Origin of the sequence: Collinsella tanakaei (assembly GCF_030373545.1) — a bacterium.
GTDB lineage: Bacteria > Actinomycetota > Coriobacteriia > Coriobacteriales > Coriobacteriaceae > Collinsella > Collinsella tanakaei_C.
On the sequence record NZ_JAUDCO010000011.1, the window covers coordinates 26,762 to 48,119 of the forward strand.

At 63.4% G+C, this 21,358-nt stretch carries 16 protein-coding genes and 5 tRNA genes; 17 read left to right on the forward strand and 4 right to left on the reverse strand.

Annotated elements, in window-relative coordinates:
• Positions 1-21: 21 nt before the first annotated feature.
• The 17 genes from rapZ to QUW00_RS08545 all read left to right on the forward strand — a co-directional run bounded on the left by rapZ (position 22) and on the right by QUW00_RS08545 (position 20,195).
• A complete protein-coding gene (rapZ, locus tag QUW00_RS08465) occupies positions 22-957 on the forward strand; it encodes an RNase adapter RapZ (protein WP_289613951.1) in 936 nt (311 codons plus the stop codon).
• Between the two features lie 64 nt (positions 958-1,021).
• Positions 1,022-1,975, forward strand: a complete 954-nt coding sequence (whiA, locus tag QUW00_RS08470) for a DNA-binding protein WhiA (RefSeq protein ID WP_289613952.1) — start codon at positions 1,022-1,024, stop codon at positions 1,973-1,975.
• 164 nt (positions 1,976-2,139) lie between these two features.
• Positions 2,140-3,165 carry a type I glyceraldehyde-3-phosphate dehydrogenase gene (gap, locus tag QUW00_RS08475; protein WP_235422529.1) on the forward strand — a complete coding sequence of 342 codons (1,026 nt, stop codon included), beginning with the start codon at positions 2,140-2,142 and terminating at the stop codon, positions 3,163-3,165.
• 130 nt (positions 3,166-3,295) lie between these two features.
• Positions 3,296-4,489 (forward strand): phosphoglycerate kinase, encoded by a 1,194-nt coding sequence (locus tag QUW00_RS08480; protein ID WP_289613953.1) that lies wholly within the window; start codon positions 3,296-3,298, stop codon positions 4,487-4,489.
• Entirely contained in the window at positions 4,479-5,246 is a 768-nt protein-coding gene (tpiA, locus tag QUW00_RS08485; protein ID WP_289613954.1) for a triose-phosphate isomerase, read from the forward strand. Before QUW00_RS08480 ends, tpiA begins: the two co-directional genes overlap by 11 nt.
• Before the next feature lie 3 nt (positions 5,247-5,249).
• Positions 5,250-6,806 carry a 2,3-bisphosphoglycerate-independent phosphoglycerate mutase gene (gene gpmI, locus QUW00_RS08490; RefSeq protein WP_289613955.1) on the forward strand — a complete coding sequence of 519 codons (1,557 nt, stop codon included), beginning with the start codon at positions 5,250-5,252 and terminating at the stop codon, positions 6,804-6,806.
• 351 nt (positions 6,807-7,157) lie between these two features.
• Positions 7,158-7,904, forward strand: coding sequence for a transposase (locus tag QUW00_RS08495; RefSeq protein WP_289613956.1), 747 nt, complete (start codon positions 7,158-7,160; stop codon positions 7,902-7,904).
• 213 nt (positions 7,905-8,117) lie between these two features.
• Positions 8,118-8,372 (forward strand): preprotein translocase subunit SecG, encoded by a 255-nt coding sequence (secG, locus tag QUW00_RS08500; RefSeq protein ID WP_289613957.1) that lies wholly within the window; start codon positions 8,118-8,120, stop codon positions 8,370-8,372.
• Between the two features lie 503 nt (positions 8,373-8,875).
• Positions 8,876-10,546, forward strand: coding sequence for a peptide ABC transporter substrate-binding protein (locus tag QUW00_RS08505; RefSeq protein WP_289613958.1), 1,671 nt, complete (start codon positions 8,876-8,878; stop codon positions 10,544-10,546).
• Between the two features lie 87 nt (positions 10,547-10,633).
• Positions 10,634-11,671: an ABC transporter permease gene (locus QUW00_RS08510; RefSeq protein WP_235422522.1), complete on the forward strand. Its 1,038-nt coding sequence runs from the start codon at positions 10,634-10,636 to the stop codon at positions 11,669-11,671.
• Positions 11,672-11,723: 52 nt separating this feature from the next.
• A complete protein-coding gene (locus QUW00_RS08515; RefSeq protein WP_289613964.1) occupies positions 11,724-12,629 on the forward strand; it encodes an ABC transporter permease in 906 nt (301 codons plus the stop codon).
• 4 nt (positions 12,630-12,633) lie between these two features.
• Complete coding sequence (locus tag QUW00_RS08520) at positions 12,634-13,764, forward strand: ABC transporter ATP-binding protein (protein ID WP_289613959.1); 1,131 nt, start codon at positions 12,634-12,636, stop codon at positions 13,762-13,764.
• Position 13,765: 1 nt separating this feature from the next.
• The gene (locus QUW00_RS08525; protein ID WP_289613960.1) at positions 13,766-14,794 is read left to right on the forward strand and encodes an ABC transporter ATP-binding protein; all 1,029 of its coding nucleotides are present in this window, start codon (positions 13,766-13,768) and stop codon (positions 14,792-14,794) included.
• Positions 14,795-14,975: 181 nt separating this feature from the next.
• Positions 14,976-16,682, forward strand: coding sequence for an ABC transporter substrate-binding protein (locus QUW00_RS08530; RefSeq protein ID WP_289613961.1), 1,707 nt, complete (start codon positions 14,976-14,978; stop codon positions 16,680-16,682).
• A 120-nt stretch (positions 16,683-16,802) separates the two neighbouring features.
• Positions 16,803-16,892: transfer RNA gene (locus QUW00_RS08535), tRNA-Leu, on the forward strand.
• 126 nt (positions 16,893-17,018) lie between these two features.
• Positions 17,019-19,349, forward strand: a complete 2,331-nt coding sequence (locus QUW00_RS08540) for a SpoIIE family protein phosphatase (RefSeq protein WP_289613962.1) — start codon at positions 17,019-17,021, stop codon at positions 19,347-19,349.
• Between the two features lie 90 nt (positions 19,350-19,439).
• Positions 19,440-20,195, forward strand: coding sequence for an anti-sigma factor antagonist (locus QUW00_RS08545; protein WP_289613963.1), 756 nt, complete (start codon positions 19,440-19,442; stop codon positions 20,193-20,195).
• A gap of 404 nt (positions 20,196-20,599) precedes the next feature.
• Here QUW00_RS08545 and QUW00_RS08550 read toward each other — a convergent pair.
• The 4 genes from QUW00_RS08550 to QUW00_RS08565 form a co-directional block, all read right to left on the reverse strand.
• Positions 20,600-20,673, reverse strand: a tRNA-Cys gene (locus tag QUW00_RS08550).
• Between the two features lie 46 nt (positions 20,674-20,719).
• A tRNA-Gly gene (locus QUW00_RS08555) sits at positions 20,720-20,795 on the reverse strand.
• Between the two features lie 360 nt (positions 20,796-21,155).
• Positions 21,156-21,229: transfer RNA gene (locus QUW00_RS08560), tRNA-Cys, on the reverse strand.
• A gap of 44 nt (positions 21,230-21,273) precedes the next feature.
• Positions 21,274-21,349: transfer RNA gene (locus QUW00_RS08565), tRNA-Gly, on the reverse strand.
• Between the last annotated feature and the right edge of the window lie 9 nt (positions 21,350-21,358).

Below are 21,358 nucleotides of genomic sequence, written 5' to 3' on the forward strand. Positions count from 1 at the left end.
TGTCGAGCGAGGAGGCCGCGCATGTCCGATATGAATCCCATCACTTCCGCTGAGCTTGCCGACCGCGTGCCCGATGTCGTGATCATCACCGGCATGTCGGGCTCGGGGCGCACCCAGGCGATGCACGTGTTCGAGGACATGGGCTACTTCTGCATCGACAACCTGCCGCCCCGTCTGATTCTGCAGCTCGCCGAGCTCGTGGGCATCAACGCGGGCATCGGCCGGCATCTCGCCGTGACGAGCGACCTGCGCAGCCAGGGGCTGTTCGACGAGCTGCTCGATGCCATCAAGCAGCTCGAGGATCACGAGATGAGCTGCAAGGTGGTGTTTCTTGAGGCCTCCGACGAGGTCCTCATTCGCCGCTACAACGAGAACCGCCGCCGTCACCCGCTGGCCAAACCGGGGGAGACCACGGCCGACGCCATCCAGCGCGAGCGTCTGGGCCTCAAAAGCATCCGCGAGCGCGCGGACATGATTATCGACACGAGCCGCCTGGCGACGAGCGCCCTGCGCACCAAGCTGCGCCATGCCTTCTCGGAGCTTGCCGACCAGCAGCTCATGGACGTGCACGTGTTCTCCTTCGGCTTCAAGCACGGCATGCCCGTGGAGGCCGATCTCATGATCGACGTGCGCTTCCTGCCCAACCCGTTTTACGACCCCGAGATGCGCTCCATGACGGGGCTTGACGAGAAGGTGTCGACGTTTGTCCTCGAGCACCCCAAGACCCAGGAGTTTTGGCGCGCCTGGTGCCAGCTGCTCGATGCGGTCATGCCGGGCTATGTCGCCGAGGGCAAACCGCAGCTGTCCATCGCCATCGGATGCACCGGCGGCCAGCACCGCAGCGTGGCTATCGCAGAGGCCACGGCGCGCTACCTCGAGCGCCAGCAGTACCACGTGAGCATCTCCCATCGCGATCTGTCGCGGGCGAACAGGACGGCAACGGGGGATCCGCACTGATACCCCGAAAGGGGTGGGAGCGTTTTGGGACGCCTGGGATATCTGATGGAAGGAGGGCTTGCCGATGTCGTTTACGGCCGAGGTGCGCGATGAACTGTCTCGCTGTGCGCCGACCTGCGAGTACTGCAACCTCGCGACGCTCGCGGCGCTGACGCGCGTGTGCGGTACGCTGGGCATCGCTGGACCTGGTCGCTATCGGCTCCAGGTCGCGACCGAAACGGGCGCCGTCGCGCGGACGATGATCGGGCTCACCCATCAGATCCTGAAGCTCAAAACGGAGTTCACCGTTCGCAAAAGCGTCCTGCACCGCGTGCGCAACTACCTCATCGCCCTGCCCGATCAGCCCGACCTCGAGAAAGCCCTTGTGCTTCTGGGCATCCTCGACCGCTCGGGCGGCCTGGTGGCGGGCATTCCGCACCACGTGGTCGCGCGCGACTGCTGCCGGCTCGCCTACATCAGGGGCAGTCTCATCGCCGGCGGCTTCGTTGCCGATCCGCGCGGCGACTTCCATCTGGAGATCTCGGTCCAGGGCGAGGCGTTTGCCCATGCCCTGGCCGATCTGATCGGTCAGGTCGGCGTGCACGCCCGCGTCAACAGGCGCCGCTCTTCATATGCCGTCTACATCAAGAGCGCCGAGGATATCGTGTTGCTGCTGCGCCAGGTGGGGGCACCGCGCAGCGTGGCCGAGATCGAGGACGCCCGCAGCGTCAAGTCGGTGAAAAACGAGGTGAACCGAAGGGTGAACGCCGAGCTCGCCAACCAGGGGAGGAGCGCAGGCGCCGCCCAGCGCCAGATCGAGCTTATCGACGAGCTTGACCGCCAGGGGCTGCTCGACGGTTTGCCCGAGGCGCTCCTGTCGTTTTGCGCGCTTCGCCGTGCACACCCCGACCTGTCCCTGCGCGATCTCGGGCAAATATGCGACCCCCCGCTCTCCAAGTCCGCGCTGTACCATCGGGTGCTCAGGTTGGAAAAGCTTGCCGGCGAGGCGCGCCAGAAAAACGATGAAACGCTTCAATAGGCCATACGCTGGGGTTTTGAAGCGAATCAAAGCTCTGAAAATCTCAAATCGACCCCTATTGTCGTGATACTCGCACCGAAAAAACGGTATATTCTAAGAGGTTTGTTTGTAGGCCTCGGCGGCAGGCAAGGGAACCTGCGGAGGCCTCGCGAAAGGAGACAAGCATGGCAGTAAAGGTTGCGATTAACGGCTTTGGCCGCATCGGTCGTCTCGCGTTCCGTCAGATGTTCGGTCACGAGGGCTCCGAGATCGTCGCTATCAACGACCTCACCTCCCCGGACATGCTCGCGTACCTGCTGAAGTACGACTCCACGCAGGGCAACTACTCCCGCGATCACGAGATCGTCGCCGGTGAGGACTCCATCACCGTTGACGGCAAGGAGATCACCATCTACAAGGAGGCCGACGCCAACAACCTCCCGTGGGGTGAGCTCGGTGTCGACGTCGTGCTCGAGTGCACCGGCTTCTACACCTCCAAGGCCAAGGCTCAGGCCCACATCAACGCTGGCGCCAAGAAGGTCGTCATCTCCGCTCCGGCCGGCAACGACCTGCCCACCATCGTTTACAACGTCAACCACGAGCAGCTGACCGCTGAGGACGATATCATCTCCGCCGCCTCCTGCACCACCAACTGCCTCGCCCCGATGGCCAAGGGTCTGAACGACTTCGCTCCCATCGTGTCCGGCATCATGACCACCATCCATGCCTGGACCGGCGACCAGATGCCGCTCGACGGCCCGCAGCGCAAGGGCAACAAGCGCCGCAGCCGCGCCTGCGCTGTCAACATCGTCCCCAACAGCACGGGTGCCGCCAAGGCCATCGGCCTGGTCCTGCCCGAGCTCAACGGCAAGCTCATCGGTGCCGCCCAGCGCGTCCCGACCCCGACCGGCTCGCTGACCAACCTCTACGCCGTCGTCGACAAGCAGGTCACCGCTGACGAGGTCAACGCCGCCATGAAGGCCTACGCCGAGACCATCCCCGAGACCTTCGCCTACAACACCGACGACATCGTCTCCACTGACATCATCGGCGAGACCCACGGCTCCATCTTCGACGCCACCCAGACCATGTGCTCCGATCTGGGCAACGGCCAGACCCTGGTGCAGGTTGTCTCCTGGTATGACAACGAGAACTCCTACACCTCTCAGATGGTCCGCACCATCAAGTACTTCGAGAAGTTCATCGGCTAACATCCGCCCCTAGAGCTTCCAGCGTCTTGTGTTGAGAGGGCGCGGCCTTGAAGGCGTATGCCCCAAAGGCCGCGCCCTTCTTATTTAGGGCTCCGCGATGCGCGGGCCCGAAAGAGAAAGGTAAGTTGCCATGGCTTTCACCAAGAAGACCGTCCGCGACATCGACGTCGACGGCAAGCGCGTTCTCATGCGTGTCGACTTCAACGTGCCCCTGAAGGACGGCGTCGTGACCGACGACACCCGCGTGCGCGCCGCCATCCCCACCATCCAGTACCTCAAGGAGCACAACGCCAAGATCATCCTCATGAGCCACCTCGGCCGTCCCAAGGGCGACGGTTTCGAGCCGGCGCTGTCCCTGAAGCCTGCTGCCGACAAGCTCGCCGAGCTCACCGGCTATGACGTCAAGTTCGTCGAGGACACCTACGGCGAGAAGGCCGCCGAGGCCGTCGCCGCCCTCGAGCCGGGCGACATCCTCGTGCTCGAGAACGTCCGCTTCGACAAGCGCGAGAAGAAGAACGACCCCGAGATCGGCAAGATCCTCGCCTCCTACGGCGACGTCTTCGTGCTCGACGCCTTCGGCACCGCGCACCGCGCCCAGGGTTCCGTGGTGGGCCCGGCCGCGTACCTGCCCGCTGTCGCCGGCTTCCTGCTCGAGAAGGAGGTCGACACCCTGACCGGCATCTTTGCCGAGCCCGAGCGTCCCTTCGTCGCCATCGTCGGCGGCTCCAAGGTGTCCTCCAAGATCGGCGTTCTCGATCACCTGATCGACTCCGCTGACACCCTGATCATCGGTGGCGGCATGGCCTACACCTTCTTCCTCGCCAAGGGTTACACCGTCGGCACCTCCCTCAAGGAGGAGGACTGGGTCGAGCGCGCCGGCGAGATGCTCAAGAAGGCCGAGGACAAGGGCGTCAAGATCCTGCTTCCCGTGGACAACATCGTTGCCGACCACTTCGGCGAGGACGCTGTCGGCGAGGTCGTCGACTCCGACAAGATTCCCGATGACCGCATGGGCATGGACATCGGCCCCAAGACCGAGGCCCTGTACGCCGAGGCCATCGCCGGCGCCAAGACCGTGTTCTGGAACGGCCCCATGGGCGTGTTCGAGATGGATCAGTTCGCTCACGGCACCGAGGCTGTCGCCCGCGCCGTGGCCGACTCCGATTGCACCTCGATCATCGGCGGCGGCGACTCCGTGGCCGCTATCAACAAGTTCGACCTTGCTGACAAGATGAGCTGGATCTCCACCGGCGGTGGCGCTTCCATGGAGCTCGTCGAGGGCAAGGCCCTTCCCGGAGTGGAGGCCCTCAACGATGCCGAGTAGCCGCACCCGCCTCATTGCAGGCAACTGGAAGATGAACAACGACGTGCCCGCCGCCAAGGAGCTGGCGGAGGCGCTCGTCGAGAAGGTCCCCGCGGGCAACGGCGTCGAGGTCGTCATCTGCCCGCCCACCATCGATCTGGCCTGCGCGTCCCACAAGATCGCCGACAGCGCCATCAAGCTCGGTGCCCAGAACGTGTACTGGGAGGAGAAGGGCGCCTACACCGGTGAGACCTCCTGCGCCATGCTGAAGTCCGTGGACGCCGAGTACTGCATCATCGGTCACTCCGAGCGCCGCGACTACTTCCATGAGACCGACGCCGACGAGAACAAGAAGGCCAAAGCGCTCATCGCCGCCGGCATCACCCCGATCTTCTGCTGCGGCGAGTCGCTCGAGACCCGTGAGGCCGGCGAGCACGTCGCGTTCGTGACCGCGCAGATTCGCGCCGGCCTGGAGGGCGTGGCCATCGAGTCCGCCGACCAGCTGGTCATCGCCTATGAGCCCATCTGGGCCATCGGCACGGGCAAGACCGCCACGGCGGCCGATGCCCAGGAGGTCTGCGGCGCCATCCGCGCCACCCTCGTCGAGATCTTCGGTGAGGAGCTCGCCGGTGGCATCCGCGTGCTGTACGGCGGTTCGGCCAAGCCCGAGAACATCGCCGGCTTCCTCGCTGAGGAGGACGTCGACGGCGCCCTCGTGGGCGGTGCCTCGCTCAAGGCCGATGACTTCGCTGCCATGGTTGAGAAGGCGGGGGAGTAGCGCATGGCTAAGCATCTTCCCGCCCTGCTCGTGATCATGGACGGCTGCGGCCTGGCGCCCGAGGGCGCCGATAACGCCGTGGCCGCCGCCAACACGCCGTTTCTGGATAGCCTGTACGAGCAGTATCCCCACACCACCCTCGGCGCGTCCGGTGAGGACGTCGGCCTTCCCGACGGCCAGATGGGCAACTCCGAGGTCGGCCACCTGAACATCGGTGCCGGCCGCATCGTGTTCCAGGAGCTGTCGCGCATCAACAACTCCATCAAGGACGGTTCGATCCAGGAGAACGAGACGCTCGCCCGCGCCATGGACGATGTCGCCAAGAACGGCGGCACCCTGCACCTGCTGGGCCTCGTGTCCCCGGGCGGCGTGCACTCCATGCAGCGCCACGGTGAGAACCTCTCCGCCATCGCCGCCATCCACGGCGTCGAGCGCATCCGCTTCCACTGCTTCATGGACGGCCGCGATGTCGACCCGCATTCCGGTGCCGGCTACATCGAGACCCTGAAGCAGAACCTCGAGGCGCTCTCCACCTATGCGGGCGTCGACGCCCGCATCGCCACGGTCTCCGGCCGCTACTGGGCCATGGACCGCGACAACCGTTGGGAGCGCGTCGAGCGCGCCTATGATGTCATCACGCTGCCGAGCGAGTCCGATACCGACCCGGTCGAGGGCGTGAAGGCATACTACGAGCGCGACGAGCGCGGCGATGAGTTCGTCGAGCCGTTTGCCTGCCACAACGAGGGCGTGCATGACGGCGACGCCATGGTCTTCTTCAACTTCCGTCCCGATCGCGCCCGCGAGATGACGCGTGCGTTTACCGAGGACGACTTCGATGGCTTCGAGCGCAAGGTTGCGCCCAAGCTGTCGCATTTCGTGACCATGACGGAGTACGACGACACGTTCAAGAACGTCGAGGTGGCCTTCCCCAAGACGTTCCCCGAGAACGTGCTCGCCGACGTCATCGCCCAGAACGGCTTGAAGCAGCTGCACACCGCCGAGACCGAGAAGTACGCCCACGTGACGTTCTTCCTGAACGGCGGCGTCGAGGAGCCCAAGGAGGGGGAGGAGCGCGTGCTCGTGCCCTCGCCGAAGGTTGCAACCTACGACCTGCAGCCCGAGATGAGCGAACCCGAGGTCACCGAGAAGCTCGTGGCCGCCATCAATGAGGACCGCGCTGACTTCTACATCGTCAACTACGCCAACTGCGACATGGTTGGTCACACCGGCGTGTTCGATGCGGCGGTCAAGGCTGTCGAGGCCGTTGACGACGGTCTGTCCCGTGTGATTCCGGCGATCCTCGCCAAGGGCGGCTTCGCTCTGATTACCGCTGACCATGGCAACGCGGACCACATGTTCGACGTGGACGCCGAGGGCGAGAAGCACCCGTTCACGGCGCACACCACCAACCGCGTGCCGTTCATCGTGGTCGATCCGGCCGCCAAGCTCACCGGCATCGAGGACGGACGCTTGTCCGACATCGCCCCGACGATGCTCACGCTCGCCGGTCTCGAGCCCTCGCCCGAGATGACCGGCCGCGTTCTCGCCACCGAGGAATAGGGGTTCGTTGGGGACGTGTTCGTTCCAACCCATTTTGGGGGCCGCTGACGCGCAAAGTCGGCGGCCCCCCTTTATTATGGGTTGATTGGGGACGTGTTCCTTCCAACCCATTTTGGGTTCGTTGGGGACGTGCTCCGTTCAACCCATTTTGGGGTCGTTGGGGACGTGCTCCGTTCGACCTTTCGGAAACCGGCGAATCCTTACCGGAACCCAACACATAGAAACGCCATACTACCTGCGGAAATAAAGGGTATGAACACCCTGTTCGGAAAGCTTGGGATGGGTTGATTGGGGACGTGTTCCTCCCAACCCATTCTTCGCGCTCGGCGCCGTCGGGAAAGGGGTGTTTCCATGCCAAGAACGTCTCGAGAGTATTCGGAATCCGGCTATTACCATGTTGTGCTGCGGGGAAACGGCAAGCAGCTTATTTTTGAAGACGATTCAGACCGTCTGGTGTTCTTGAAACAGCTCAAGGCGAAATCGGCGACCGACGGCGTGAGAATCATTGCGTGGTGCCTCATGAGCAACCATGTCCACTTGCTGGTTGATGACCCAAAGGATTCGCTGAGTCACTTCATGCATGCGATTTCCACGGCGTATGCACGCTACTTTAACGAAAAGTCAGGCCATGTTGGCTCAGTGTTTCAAGGTAGATTTACAAGCGTTCCCATAACAAGTGACGGCCAGCTTCTTCAGGCGGTTCGCTATATTCATGATAATCCTGCCAAGGCTGGCGTGGGTTCTGCTGATGCGTATCGGTGGAGCAGCTATGGAGAGTACCTTAGCTGCGCGGGGGTTGCAGATACGGAGACGGTACTCGACATGGTCGGGGGAGTTGAAGGTTTCCTGCGCTTTTCCGAAGACGGAAGATTCGATTCATGCTGCTATCGGACGACGAAACGGGTGTCCGATGAAGACTCACTCGAGGTGGCACGCTATACGCTGGGAGATATGGATCCAGCGAAGCTGAAGGAAATGGGAAAGATGCAACGGAATGAGGCGCTGCGGTCGCTTCGTGCGGCCGGCATAACAGTGAAGCAGCTGGAACGTCTCACGGGCATTGGTCATAACACCATCTCCCGTGTAACAAAAGATTAGTGCGCTATGGGTCGGTTGGGTCGGTTGGGGACGTGTTCCTTTCAACCCCTTTTGGGTTGAGCGGAACACGTCCCCAACCAACCCCTTTTGGGTTGAACGGAACACGTCCCCAACCAACCCACGTCCCCAACCAACCCATGTGGCGATTGGGTGCGGGGGCGGGCGGTGTGGTACCATACGGACTGTTCGTACGTACGTAGAAGGAGTGTCCCTGTGGGTCCGTTCCAGATTTTGCTTTTCGTTGTGTGGGCACTGTCCACGCTCGCGCTTATCGCGCTCGTCCTCATGCATTCCGGCAAGGGCACCGGCGTGTCCGACATGATCGCCAGCTCGCTGTATAACGCCAGCGCCGCCACCGGCATCATGGAGCAGAACCTCGACAAGCTCACCGTCATCGTGGCCGTCGTCTTCGCCGCGTGCGTCGTGCTCGCCATGTTCTTCTTCCCTCAGGGCATCGTGGGCATCTAAGCGGGCGTCGCTGGAAAAACCAAGCATCTTGGCAGGGGCCGTCACAGCGGCCCCTGTTTTGCGAAGCGACAAGTTTGTACCTGGCACCATCTTGCCATCTTGTCGGGTGACAAGTTTGTACCTGGCACCATCTTGCCATCTTGTCGGGTGACAAGTTTGTACCTGGCACCATCTTGTCGGGCAATGTTGCCGAATTGTAAAACTTTGCTCAAGGGTCCGGCACGGCCACCGGCGCCGCCGGGCGAGCAGGGCAGACGACGCATCCACAAAACTGCTGCTTTTATGCATTAAAGTGGTGGTCATTTTTTAAAACCTGCACGCAATTGCTTTTTCTGCCTAAAGAAATATCTGCTGTTTACCCAAAATGAGCGCTTTACTGCGGTCAAGTTGGGTTAAGGTATTGCCTACGTTGCAAGCATGGGCCTGTCAGCCTGGACCCATGCGATTCCAACGTTACATGGGCGGGGTCCACCCCGCACCGTACCTGTATTAAGGAGGATGGCATGGCTGAATTCATGAACAAGCCGATGGGCCGCCGCGCGTTCGTCGGTGGCGCTCTGGCAACGGGCGTGCTCGGCGTACTCGCTGGCTGCGGCCAGAAGGGTAACCCCAGCGCCGCTGGTAGCACGAGCGGAGAGGGCGCCTCGGGCGGCACCCTGCGTTACTACATCAACAACCCCGTCTCCATCGATCCGTACAACCTGATGGAGGACCAGGGCACGCAGGTCGGCTTCCAGCTGTTCGACTCCCTGACCCAGTACGACTTCGAGAAGGGCGAGATCAAGGCCCTCGCGTGCGACTCCTGGGAGGTCAACGACGACGCCACCGAGTTCACCTTCCACCTCAAGGAGGGCACGACCTTCCACAACGGCGACACCGTGGTCGCCGCTGACTGGAAGCGCGGCTGGGAGCGCATCCTGAACCCCGAGACCAACCCCGAGAGCCCCTCGGGCATCGGTTATCACCTGGCCATGGTCGACGGCTACGACGCCTTCACCGCCGGTGAGGCCGACGAGCTGACCGGCGTCACCTGCCCGGATGACAACACCCTCGTCGTCAAGCTCGCCTACAGCTACGCTGACTTCCCCTACGTCGCCTCCCACCCGGCGCTCGTGCCGGTTCCCGAGGTCGCGCTCGAGGACTTCCAGACCTTCTTCCTGTCGCCGATCGGCAACGGCCCGTTCAAGATGGACGGCAACTGGGAGGACGGCCAGTACATCAACATCGTCCGCTACGATGACTACTATGGCGACAAGGCCATCCTCGACGGCGTGAACTTCGTCATCCAGAAGGACGTGGAGACCGCCTACCGCGAGTTCCAGGCCGGCAACCTCGACGTCTGCGACGTGCCCGCCACCCAGATCCCCGATGCCCGCGAGACCTACGGCGAGTCCGAGGACGGCTACACCGCCACTCCGGATCACCAGCTGCTGCTCGGCGGCGAGCCCTCCACCTACTATCTGACCATCAACTGCGCGCAGGCTCCGTGGGACAACGTGAAGTTCCGCCAGGCCGTCTCCATGGCCATCAACCGCGAGGCCATCTGCGAGGAGGTCTTCCACGGCACCCGCACCCCGGCCGACAACATCGTCCCGCCCGGAATCGCCGGTTACGAGGAGGGCGTGTGGCCGTACTGCAAGTTCGACCAGGATGCTGCCAAGGCGCTTCTCGAGGAGATCTATCCTGACGGCAACTATCCCACCATCACGCTGACCTACAACCAGGACGGCGGCCACAAGGAGATCATGGACGTCGTCATGGCCTCCCTCAAGGAGGTCGGCATCGAGGCCGAGGCCGACACCAACGAGTGGGCCACGATCCTCAACCGCTACAGCTCCGGCGACTACGAGATCGGCCGCTGCGGCTGGGTCGCTGACTACCCGATCATGGACAACTTCATGTACCCGCTGTTCTTCTCGACCTCGGGTGACAACTACTCCCAGATCGGTGACGACGCCATCGACGCCGCCCTGCTCGAGGCCCGCGCCACGATCGATGACGACGAGCGTATCGCCAAGTACCAGAAGCTCGACGCCGAGCTTGGCGAGCAGTGCTGGATGATCCCGCTGATGTTCTACACCCACACCACGGTCGTGGGCGATAACGTGGCCAAGTTCTACCTTGACCCGCAGAAGAAGGCGGATATGTCCAAGACCGAGCTCGTTTCGGCCTAGTGTTTTCGCGTACAACGTACGCCTGATAGCAAGCGCCGACCCGGAAGGGTCGGCGCGCTTGTTGAATTACGGTAAGAGGGGAACTACATGGGAACTTACATCGCGAAGCGCGTGCTTCAGTTCATCCCGGTCTTCCTCGGTGTCACGATCATCCTCTTTGTGCTGCAAAACGTCGTGCCCGGCGACCCCATCAGGTTGATCACCGGCGGCCGCGCCGTTCCGGAGCAGACCGAGGAGATCATGCGCATCAACAACCACCTCATTCAGGTGGATGAGAACGGCAAGGCCCTGCGCGACGAGAACGGGGAGTACATCCCGACCTCGCTCGTCGATCGCTACTTCAACTACATGAACAAGCTGTTCCACGGCGACCTCGGCACGTCGTATCAGAAGAAGGTCTCCGTCACGAGCATCTTCGCGCAGAAGTATCCCTATACGGTCCGTCTTGCCGCATGCGCCATCGCGCTCGAGGCGATCATGGGTATCGGCGCGGGCGTGCTATCGGCGATCAAGCGCTATTCGTTCTGGGACATCCTCGTCACGCTGTTCACCTCCATCATGGTGGCGATCCCGGCGTTCTGGCTCGGCATGCTCCTGCAATGGTTCTTCGGCATCCTCATGAAGCAGTGGACGGGCGGCGCCTTCTCCATGCCCATCTCGGGCGCGGGCGGACCGAGCTCGCCGTACTACGACTGGATGCACTACATCCTGCCCGCCTTCACGCTGGCGGCGGTCTCGACGGCCTACACGGCGCGCATCATGCGCTCGCAGCTGCTGGACGTCATGAACCAGGACTACATCCGCACGGCTAAGGCCAAGGGTCTGTCCAAGCGCGACATCATCGTGCACCACGCGCTCAAAAACGCGCTGATTCCGGTCGTCACCTACATCGGCATCGACTTCGGCGGCATGCTCGCCGGCGCGATCCTGACCGAGACGGTCTTCAACTGGCCGGGTGTCGGCTACGAGATCTACCGCGCCATCACGGCGCGCGACTGGCCCATCGTCATGGGCGGCGTGACCATCATCGTCGTGGTGGTTATGGTCATCAACCTGATCGTCGACGTGAGCTACGCCTTCCTGGATCCGCGCATCCGCCTGGGCAGCTCCAAGAACGAGGGATAGGAGGCAAACCATGAAGTACCCGAAGCCTATCCCCGAGGCGGGGACGGTGACCATGCATACGGTCTCGAAGGCGACGACGGGCGACGGCGCGAGCCGCACCCTGTGGGGCGACGCCTGGAAGCGCCTGCGCCGCAACAAGCTCGCCGTCATCGCGGTCATCTGGATCGTGTTAGTGGCCATCATCGCGCTCACCTGCGATCTGTGGGCCCAGCAGCTGCTCGGTGACCCGCTGTACGCAAGCACCGCGGAGATGTCCAAGAACACACTGCTCGCGCCCTCGCTCGAGCATCCCTTCGGCACCGACGTCACCGGCCGTGACATCCTGTGCCGCGTCATCTACGGCTCGCGCATCTCGCTGTCCGTCGGCATCATCGCCACGGCGATCTCGACGGCCATCGGTCTGGTGATGGGTGCGCTCGCGGCCTACTACGGCGGCATCTTCGACACCATCATCATGCGTCTGGCCGACATCTTCCTGGCGTTCCCGTACACGCTGTTCGTCATCGCGATGATCGCGGTCATCGGCAACGGCATCCAAAACGTGTTCATCGCCATCGGTATCCTCGGTTGGCCGAGTATCGCCCGCGTGTTCCGCTCCGCGATCCTGTCGGTCAAGGAGAACGACTACGTCGACGCCGCGCGCGCCATGGGCGCCTCTGACGTCCGCATCGTCGCGCGTCACATCTTCCCGAACTCCGTAGCCTCGATCGTCGTGTACGCCACGATGAACATCGGCTCCGCCATCCTCACCGAGGCCGCCCTTTCGTACCTCGGCATGGGCGTGACGCCGCCGCAGCCTTCGTGGGGCGCCATGATCCAGGAGGGCCAGACCTTCCTGACGACGGCTCCGTGGATGATGATCATGCCCGGTCTCGCCATCCTCACCACCGTGCTCGCCTTCACCCTGCTGGGCGACGGCCTGCGCGATGCCCTCGATGTCAAGATGAAGGACGCGTAACGCCATGGCCAAGAAGAAGAATACGAACTACGTCGACCTCAAGACGAAGCCCATTCCCGAGGGCAAGCACCTGCTCGAGGTCGACAACCTCAAGATGTACTTCCACACCGAGGACGGCATCGTCCATGCGGTCGACGGCGTGTCCTACACGCTCGATCGCGGCGAGACCCTCGGCGTGGTGGGCGAGTCCGGTTCCGGCAAGTCCGTGACCGCCATGACGCTCATGGGCCTCATCGATATGCCTCCGGGCAAGATCGAGGGCGGCCACGTCTACTATCGTGGCGAGTCCCTGCTCGACATGACCGAAGAGCAGATGCAGCACGTGCGCGGCAACGACATCGCCATGATCTTCCAGGACCCCATGACCTCCCTGAACCCGGTCTACAAGATCGGCCGTCAGGTGGGCGAGGGACTGCGCCTACATCGCGGCTACACCAAGGAGCAGGCGCTCGAGCGCGCCACCGAGCTTTTGCGCCTCGTGGGCATCCCGAACCCCGAGAAGCGCGTCAACGAGTACCCGCATCAGTTCTCGGGCGGTATGCGCCAGCGCGTCATGATCGCCATGGCGCTCGCCTGCGACCCGGACATCCTCATCGCCGACGAGCCCACGACGGCCCTCGATGTGACCATCCAGGCGCAGATCATCGAACTCATGCAGGAGATGCAGGCCAAGAACGGCAACGCGATCATCATGATCACGCACGACCTGGGCGTCGTGGCCGACATGGCCGACAAGATCATGGTCATGTACGCCGGTCGCCCCGTGGAGTTCGGCACGGCAGACGAGATCTTCTACGACAGCCGCCACCCCTACACGTGGGGTCTCATCCGCTCCATTCCCGAGCAGGCGACCGACGAGAAGAAGCCGCTCACGCCGATCAACGGCAATCCGCCGTCGCTCGTGAACCTGCCTTCCGGCTGCCCGTTCGCCCCGCGCTGCCCATATGCCGTGGACATCTGCCATGAGAAGCTGCCCGAGCACGTCGTGACCGAGACCGGCCACTACTCCGCGTGCCACTTCGCCGACGATCCGGACTTCCTGAAGCTTGCGCCGGACACCTCGCGTTCGCGTGGCAAGATCGCCACGGGTACGCCCGACACGCTCGATGAGAGCCAGATGGGAGGTGAGGCATAAGATGGCCTCGAACACCGATAACATGCCTCTGCTCAAGGTCGAGCACCTCACCAAGGAGTTTCCCGCCGAGGCCGGCATGCTCGCCAGCCGCTTCTCCAAGCGCGTCGTCTCCGCGGTAAACGATGTCTCGTTCGAGATCCACGCCGGCGAGACCTTCGGTCTGGTCGGTGAGTCCGGCTGCGGCAAGTCCACGACCGGCCGCTGCATCATGCGCCTGACCAAGCCCACGGCGGGCAAGGTGTACTTCCAGGGCCAGGATATCGCCGCCATGAGCCACAAGGAGCTCAAGGCGATGCGCCGCGAGATGCAGTTCATCTTCCAGGATCCCTACGCGTCGCTCAACCCGCGCATGACGATCGGCGAGATCGTCTCCGAGCCCATGACCATCCACAACGTGGGCACCAAGGAGGAGCGCATGCGCACGGTGCGCGAGCTCCTCGACGTCGTCGGTCTGAACCCCGAGCACATCAACCGCTACCCGCACGAGTTCTCCGGCGGTCAGCGCCAGCGTATCGGCATCGCCCGCGCCTTCGCGCTCAAGCCGAAGCTGATCATCTGCGACGAGCCGGTCTCGGCGCTCGACGTATCCATCCAGGCGCAGGTCCTGAACCTGCTCAAGGAGCTGCAGAACAAGTACGGCACCGCTTACCTGTTCATTGCGCACGACCTGTCCGTCGTCCAGCACATCTCCGACCGCGTGGCCGTCATGTACCTGGGCAAGATGGTCGAGCTCTCCGACTGGAAGACGCTCTACACCGAGCCCCACCATCCGTACACGCAGTCTCTGCTCTCGGCGGTCCCGGTGCCCGATCCGGACGTGCAGAAGACCCGCGAGCGCATCATCCTGGCCGGCGACCCGCCGTCGCCGATCGATCCTCCGACCGGCTGCCGTTTCCATACGCGCTGCCCGATCGCCCAGCCGGCGTGCTCCAGCGAGCAGCCCGAGCTCAAGGAGGTCGCACCCGGACACTTCTGCGCATGCCATTGCGCCCGTCCGTTCCCCATCAGGGAGACCCATATCGACCTGTAGCGCTCGCCGCGCCCAGGAGCTTTTATGTGACCCGGATTCGCCGCGTGCGAATTCGGGTCATTTTGCATGCTTGGGGCGCGGTCGCGCCGTCGCGCTTGAAACGATGCGGTGCCGTGCGGGACAATACCTGAAAAACCGTGGCCCCGTCCGCGTCAGGCCTATTCGTTAGGAGCAATCCGCCATGTCCGATCCCGCTACCCACCCCATCAGCCGCAGGGACGCCCTTGTCCGCATGCTTGCGCTGTCGGCGCTCGTTCCGCTTGCGGGCTGTACGGGCACTGAGGCGGGGGAGGGGCAGGCGAGCGAGGGCAGCGACGCCCTCGCCGCGCAGAAGGCCGCATCGCTTGCGTTCGGTCTTGTGGCGCCGGCGGCAATCGATCCCTATCGCGTGGTCGACGCGTCGGGCGAGCAGGTTGCCCACCAGCTGTTCGACCCGCTGACGCGCTTCGACTGCGAGACGGGGACCCTGACGTGCCTGGCTGCCGAGCGCTACGAGGCGTCCGAGGACCAAATGACGTTCACGTTCGCGCTCAGGGACGCGACGTTCCACGACGGCACCCCGGTGCGCGCGTCCGATTTCAAGCGGGCGTGGGAGCGCTTGGCGTCCCCGGGCGCCGCGGTTTCGGATGCCGCGGCCCCTGTTGCGGACCGTTCCTACCTGCTCTCCCTTGTCGAGGGCTATGAGGCGTTTCGCGCCGGTGACGCATGGGGGCTGTCCGGCGTCACCTGTCCCGACGACCGGACGCTCATCGTGAAGCTCGCCGAGCCCTATGCCGATTTCCCCTTCGTCGCGGCAGCGTTGTGCCTGGCCCCGGTGCCTGCGGCTGCCGACGACGACCCGGAAGGGTTCGCCCGTCTTCCGATCGGTAACGGTCCCTTCATGCTCGAGTCGCCGTACGAGCAGGGCGATGAGGAGATATCGCTCGTGCGCTACGACGGGTACGCGCTCGCCGCGCCCTCGCTCGAGCGCGTGACGTTTCTTGTCTTCGATCGCTTCTCCGAGGTGTACCGCGCGTTTGAGGCGGGCGATGTCGCCGTCTCAGGCTGCCCGATAGAAAACGTGGACGCCAACGCCGCAGACTGGAAGTCTTCGGACGACGAGCGCCTGGAGCTCAACCGGGGTCGCCATACCGTCTTGGCCGCGAGTCCCGTCGTCTCGTATCTGGTATGCAACACCGCTACCGAACCGTTTGACAGTCCCGCCTTCCGCCGCGCGCTATCGATGGCGATCGACCGTGACGGGCTCGTCAAGAGCGTGTTTCGCGACGCGCGGATGCCCGCCGACGGTATCGTCGCGCCCATGGTTCCCGGCTATCGCCCTGAGGCGTGGCCCTATGCCGTCTACGATGCCCAAGCGGCATCCGATCTGCTCGACGCCACCTGCCCGCGCGGTGCCGACGGCGAGCGCGGCGTCGAGATCTCGTTGGTCTTCGGCTCGGGCGGGGGACACGAGAACGCCATGGAGGCGATCGCCCGCGACCTCGAGGCCGTCGGCGTCACCTGCGCCCTCGAGCCGGTCGAGTTCGAAGACCTGCATGCCCGCCTTGCCGACGGCAACTTCCAGCTCGCCCGCGTCGACTGGACGATGGATGCCATGAGCATGGATAACGTTTTATTCCCGCTGTTCCACTCGTCGTGCATCGGGGGTTCCAACTACTCCCGCTTCGCCGACGAGCAGGTCGACGAGCTCATTGACGAGGCCCGTTCTGAGCGGCGCGCTGCCGAGCGCACGTCGTTGCTCCAGCAGGCGGAGGATATCGTGGCGCGCGACTGCCCGGTGATCCCCTATCTCTTCGGTGCGCGGGCGCATGTGGGCACGCGGGCCATCGAGCGCCTTCCCTTTGACTCCTTTGGCTATGCACATCTGGATGAAGCCGAGCTTGTATAGGTGTCTACCTGCGCTGTTATGATTTGCAGGAGCGACCCGTCACGCGATTTGCCCGATTTGGAAAAAAGTTCTTGCAAAGAGTCGCGGACTTGGGTTAATATCTTTCTCGCTGCAAAGCAAGTCGGAGTGGCGGAATTGGCAGACGCGCTAGCTTGAGGTGCTAGTGACCACTTTTCGGTCATGCGGGTTCAAGTCCCGCCTCCGACACCATCGAATTCTTCGAGCCTCCGTTCGGGAGGCTTTCTTTTTACCCATCGGACATGTCATGATATACGGCACGAGGATTCTCGGCCCGAGCGCCACGGCGCCTGTGGGCCGTGCGATGGGGGTGCTCAAGTGGAGTCCAAGGACAAAAGCGCATTCGGCGAGGTTGCGAACCTGGTCGAGCTGACAAGCGATGCCGTCGCGCTCTGCGAGCGTGACGGCACGGTGCTCCATGTGAACCAGCAGATGCTTTCGCTTGTCGAGCAGGCGCGGCAGCGCATCGTCGGGCAGGACATCAAGGACTATCTGTACAGCGAGGCTTTCGAGCGTGCCCCCGGCGGGTCGTTTCCCTTCTCGCTGGACGGTCGGGCGTCCACCTGTCGTCTCAAGCTGCCCGAAGGTTCGTTCATACCCGTCTCGGTGCGTGCGTCCGAGGTCTCGGCGCGCACGTTCGGACCGTTTTCCCATGGGGGCAAGCGCGTTCTCATGGTCGTGCGGAGCCTCGAGGAGCAGTACGCGCACGATCGGCAGACGCAGCGCCTCCTCAAAGAGCTTCAGGCCGTCAACAGAAGGCTTTCGGGCACGCTCTCGGTCATCATGACCGCTGCGGGCTCCAAGGACCTTCCGTCGCTTCTGGACGCCGTTCTCAACAAGCTCGTCGAGACCCTCGATGCCGATGGCTCCTCGATCTACTTCTCCGAGAGCGGAGGATTCAAGCTGCGCGGCATCAGCTACGGCCTGACGCGCGACTACGTTCCCGAGTTCATTCCCTTCGGCGCCGGCGTTCCCACCTATGTGCTGCGCGAGCAGCGCACGTGCAACCTGGCGATCGTTCCCTCGTCGTATGGGAGGGGCGCCGATTCGAATGTCTTTTATGACATCGATACCCGTGAGAGCACGCGCCTTCGTGTCGAGAACATGCCACCTTACCGTACGCTTATCGCGGTTCCCGTGTTTTTCGGTACCCAGGTGCTCGGCATCCTCGAGCTCGGGTGGAAGCGGCCGCGCCTGCCGCGCGCCCTCGATGCTCGCGTGCTCGAGGTCATCTGCGACTATCTTTCGATCGAGCTCGTCGGCCTGGTGAGCAGTCTGCGCTCGCAGCGCACCGAGGAGCTCACGCGTTCGCTCAACCGCACGAGGGAGTTCATGTTCTCCCAGAACATGAGCCGTCGTGCCGTGTGGGACGGGATGACCGATGAGGTCCATCGGGTTCTGCAGTGCCGTGTGTGCGCCATCCTGCCCGATACCCAGCACCATTGCTACGTCCTCGACTTTGAGGGCGGCAGTCGCGTGTGCCTTCCGGGGACCATCGAGGAGATGTTCTTCTCGACCACGGCCCCTGCAGCGCGCGTGGACCCCTTGGACCGCATACCGCTCGTCCACGACCAGAGCGCCTGGTCCTGCGCTCCCGAGGACCTGCGGACCGTGCGCCTGGTGCGCGTCGATACGACCACCTGGGCGGGCGAGTGGCTCGCCTCGCGCGGGCTGCCGAGCCAAGGCGTGTTCTTTGACCTCCGTGAGACGTTTGCCGACGCGGGCGCAGACGACGAGGGCGAGGCGGGGGAGGATGCCGCCGAGGGCGGCGTGCCCCGCATGGTGCTCCTTCTGCGCGACAGCACGCAGGAGCCCATCGACAATCTTGAGTACGACTACCTCGTCCGCTTGGCGCACGATTTCGAGATCATGTGCCAGGGCATGCAGAAGGCGAACTCGGAGCGGCGTATCGCCCAGACGCTGCAGGTGGGGATGAGAAACAGCCTGGGGAGCGTTCCGGGTATCACCACCGACTCCCTCTACTCGTCCGCCACGCAGCAGGCCATGGTCGGCGGCGACTTCTACACGCTCATCCGTCTGCCCGACGACCGCGCGGTCATGGTGCTCGGCGATGTGTCGGGCAAGGGCGTTGAGGCCGCCTCCATGTCCGCCTTGGTCAAGACCGCACTCACCGCGTACGCGTGGGAGGGCGCGAGCCCGCAGCACATGGTGCGCTCGCTCAACAACATGCTCATGAGCTTCTCGCGGGTCGAGACGTTCGCCACCATGTTCGTGGCAAAGATCGATTTGCGCTCGCACGTGGCGACCTACTGTTCCGCCGGGCACCCGCCGACGGTGCTCATCCACCCCGCCGTACCCGGCTCTTCCGATGCCGATGCAGTGGGCGAAATGGAGCTTCTCAGCGTCCAGTCGGGTGTGGTGGGCGCGTTTGAGTCCATGGCGTACGAGAGCGGCGTGTTCTCGTTTTCCGCCGGGGACATCCTGTTCATGTACACAGACGGGGCGATCGAGGCCAGGGACGCATCGGGCGAGTTCTTCGGCGAGCGGCGCCTGTTCGACTTGGTGCTTCACGAGTCCGCATCCGGTGTGCACGGCCTGTGCGCGAGCGTGCTCGATCAGCTGGACGAGTTCACCTCCTCGACGCTGGATGACGACATCGCGCTCGTGGCGTTGCGGTTCGATGCATGATGGCGGCCGCGATGCGCCATTGGGCGCCTTTGGGTTGCGCAACAGGGCTCCTGCATGAATAGGTGCGCATGAACGGGGAACCATGAGCGTATGAACGAATGGAATGACATAGCGGTCATCTCGCCGGTGAGGGATATCGATATCTCGACCGTTGCGTCCCTGCGCAGCCAGATCGACGCACTCGTCGAGTCGGGCGTTCGCCGTATCTTGGTGAACTGCCAGGATGTCACCTATATCGATTCCTCGGGGATCGCCTGCTTGCTTTCGCGCTCCCGCGAACTCGCTCGGCTGGGGGGCATGCTGTCCCTTGTCAACACATCGCCGGGCGTGACGCGTTCCATTCAGATCGCACGTCTGTTGGATGCCCTGCATGTGACCGCCGCCGTGCGTCCGCCGGTGCCCGTGCTCAAGCCGGGCGAGCTGCCGCTCTGGAGCAAGAGCGTGTCCGTCCGCGAGGGCGTGGAAAATCTCGGGTACTATCGGCACCGCATAGCCGACATGATCTCCGCGCTGCCCATGAGCCAAAACGACCGGTTCGATACGGCGCTTGCCGTGGGCGAGGCGCTCTCGAACGCCTACGACCATGGTGGAAACGGCGCCGGCTGCACGATGATGGTGATGGCCTATCCCGATCGCGTTGTGATCGAGGTGCGTGACTGCGGCTGCGGCTACGAGATCGCTCCGGACGAGGAGCCGCGCGAAAGCGTCGAGCGCGGTCGCGGTATCAGGCTTATGCGCATGCTGGTGGATAGCGTCGAGGTGCGCCGTCGACGGGACACGACGGGTACCCTGGTGCGCCTCATCAAGCTGCTGAACGAGACGGGGGCTCCGGACAGGGCGGCATAGATGCGAACGCATCAGGGGGTCCTTCCGGACCCCTGATGCGTTCTGGAGGCGACGCCCGGATTCCGCGTGCGCCTCGCGGCGCCCGTGCCGGCTGCGGGCGCTGGCCGCGCCCGCTTCACGCTCGCGCCGCCAGCGCGGTTCGAACCCGGTTTCTCAAGGTTCGAACCCGGTTTCTCAAAAAACGAAAGGGCCCCGTCATCGGAGCCCTGTCAGTTTCTCTGGAGGCGACGCCCGGATTCCGCGTGCGCCTCGCGGCGCCCGCACCGGCTTCGGGCGCTGACCGCGCCCTCGCCCGCTCGCTACGGGCGCTCGCGCGCCCGCTTCACGCTCGCGCCGCCAGCGCGGTTCGAATCCGGTTTTCCAAAAACGAAAGGGCCCCGTCACCGGAGCCCAGTCAGTTTCTCTGGAGGCGACGCCCGGATTCGAACCGGGGGTAAAGGCTTTGCAGGCCTCTGCCTTACCACTTGGCCACGTCGCCGAATATGAAAAGAGCCGATTGTAGAAAACCGGCTCCTTGCATGCGATGGAGCGGACAACGGGGCTCGAACCCGCGACCCCAACCTTGGCAAGGTTGTGCTCTACCAACTGAGCCATGTCCGCTTGCGAGGATGTACTATACGCGATTTCGGGGGGCGGCGCAAGAAGCATTTTGCTCTGCACACGTTGTTCAAAGTATCCGATCGTGCGGAGAAGCGCCAAAGGCGTATTGCGACACCTCGGGTTAAACCGTAACCCCGTTTAGGGGACGGTTTTTGAAGCGAGTGCCGAGTACACCCGAACTGGGCAATGCCTTGACCAGCGAGTCTAGTACTTATATCAACCCGTCTACTTGAAGGATGCTATGAAAACCGTCCCCTAAACGGGGGTAGGGGTTTCGGGGGCTGCTCCGCGCCGCCAGCGCGGTTCGAATCCGGTTTCCAAAAAAGAAGGGCCCCGCTGCCGGAGCCCTATCAGTATCCCTGGAGGCGAAGCCCGGATTCGAACCGGGGGTAAAGGCTTTGCAGGCCTCTGCCTTACCACTTGGCCACTTCGCCTGATATGAAAAGAGCCGATTTGAAAACCGGCTCGAATCATGCGATGGAGCGGACAACGGGGCTCGAACCCGCGACCCCAACCTTGGCAAGGTTGTGCTCTACCAACTGAGCCATGTCCGCTTGCGAGGA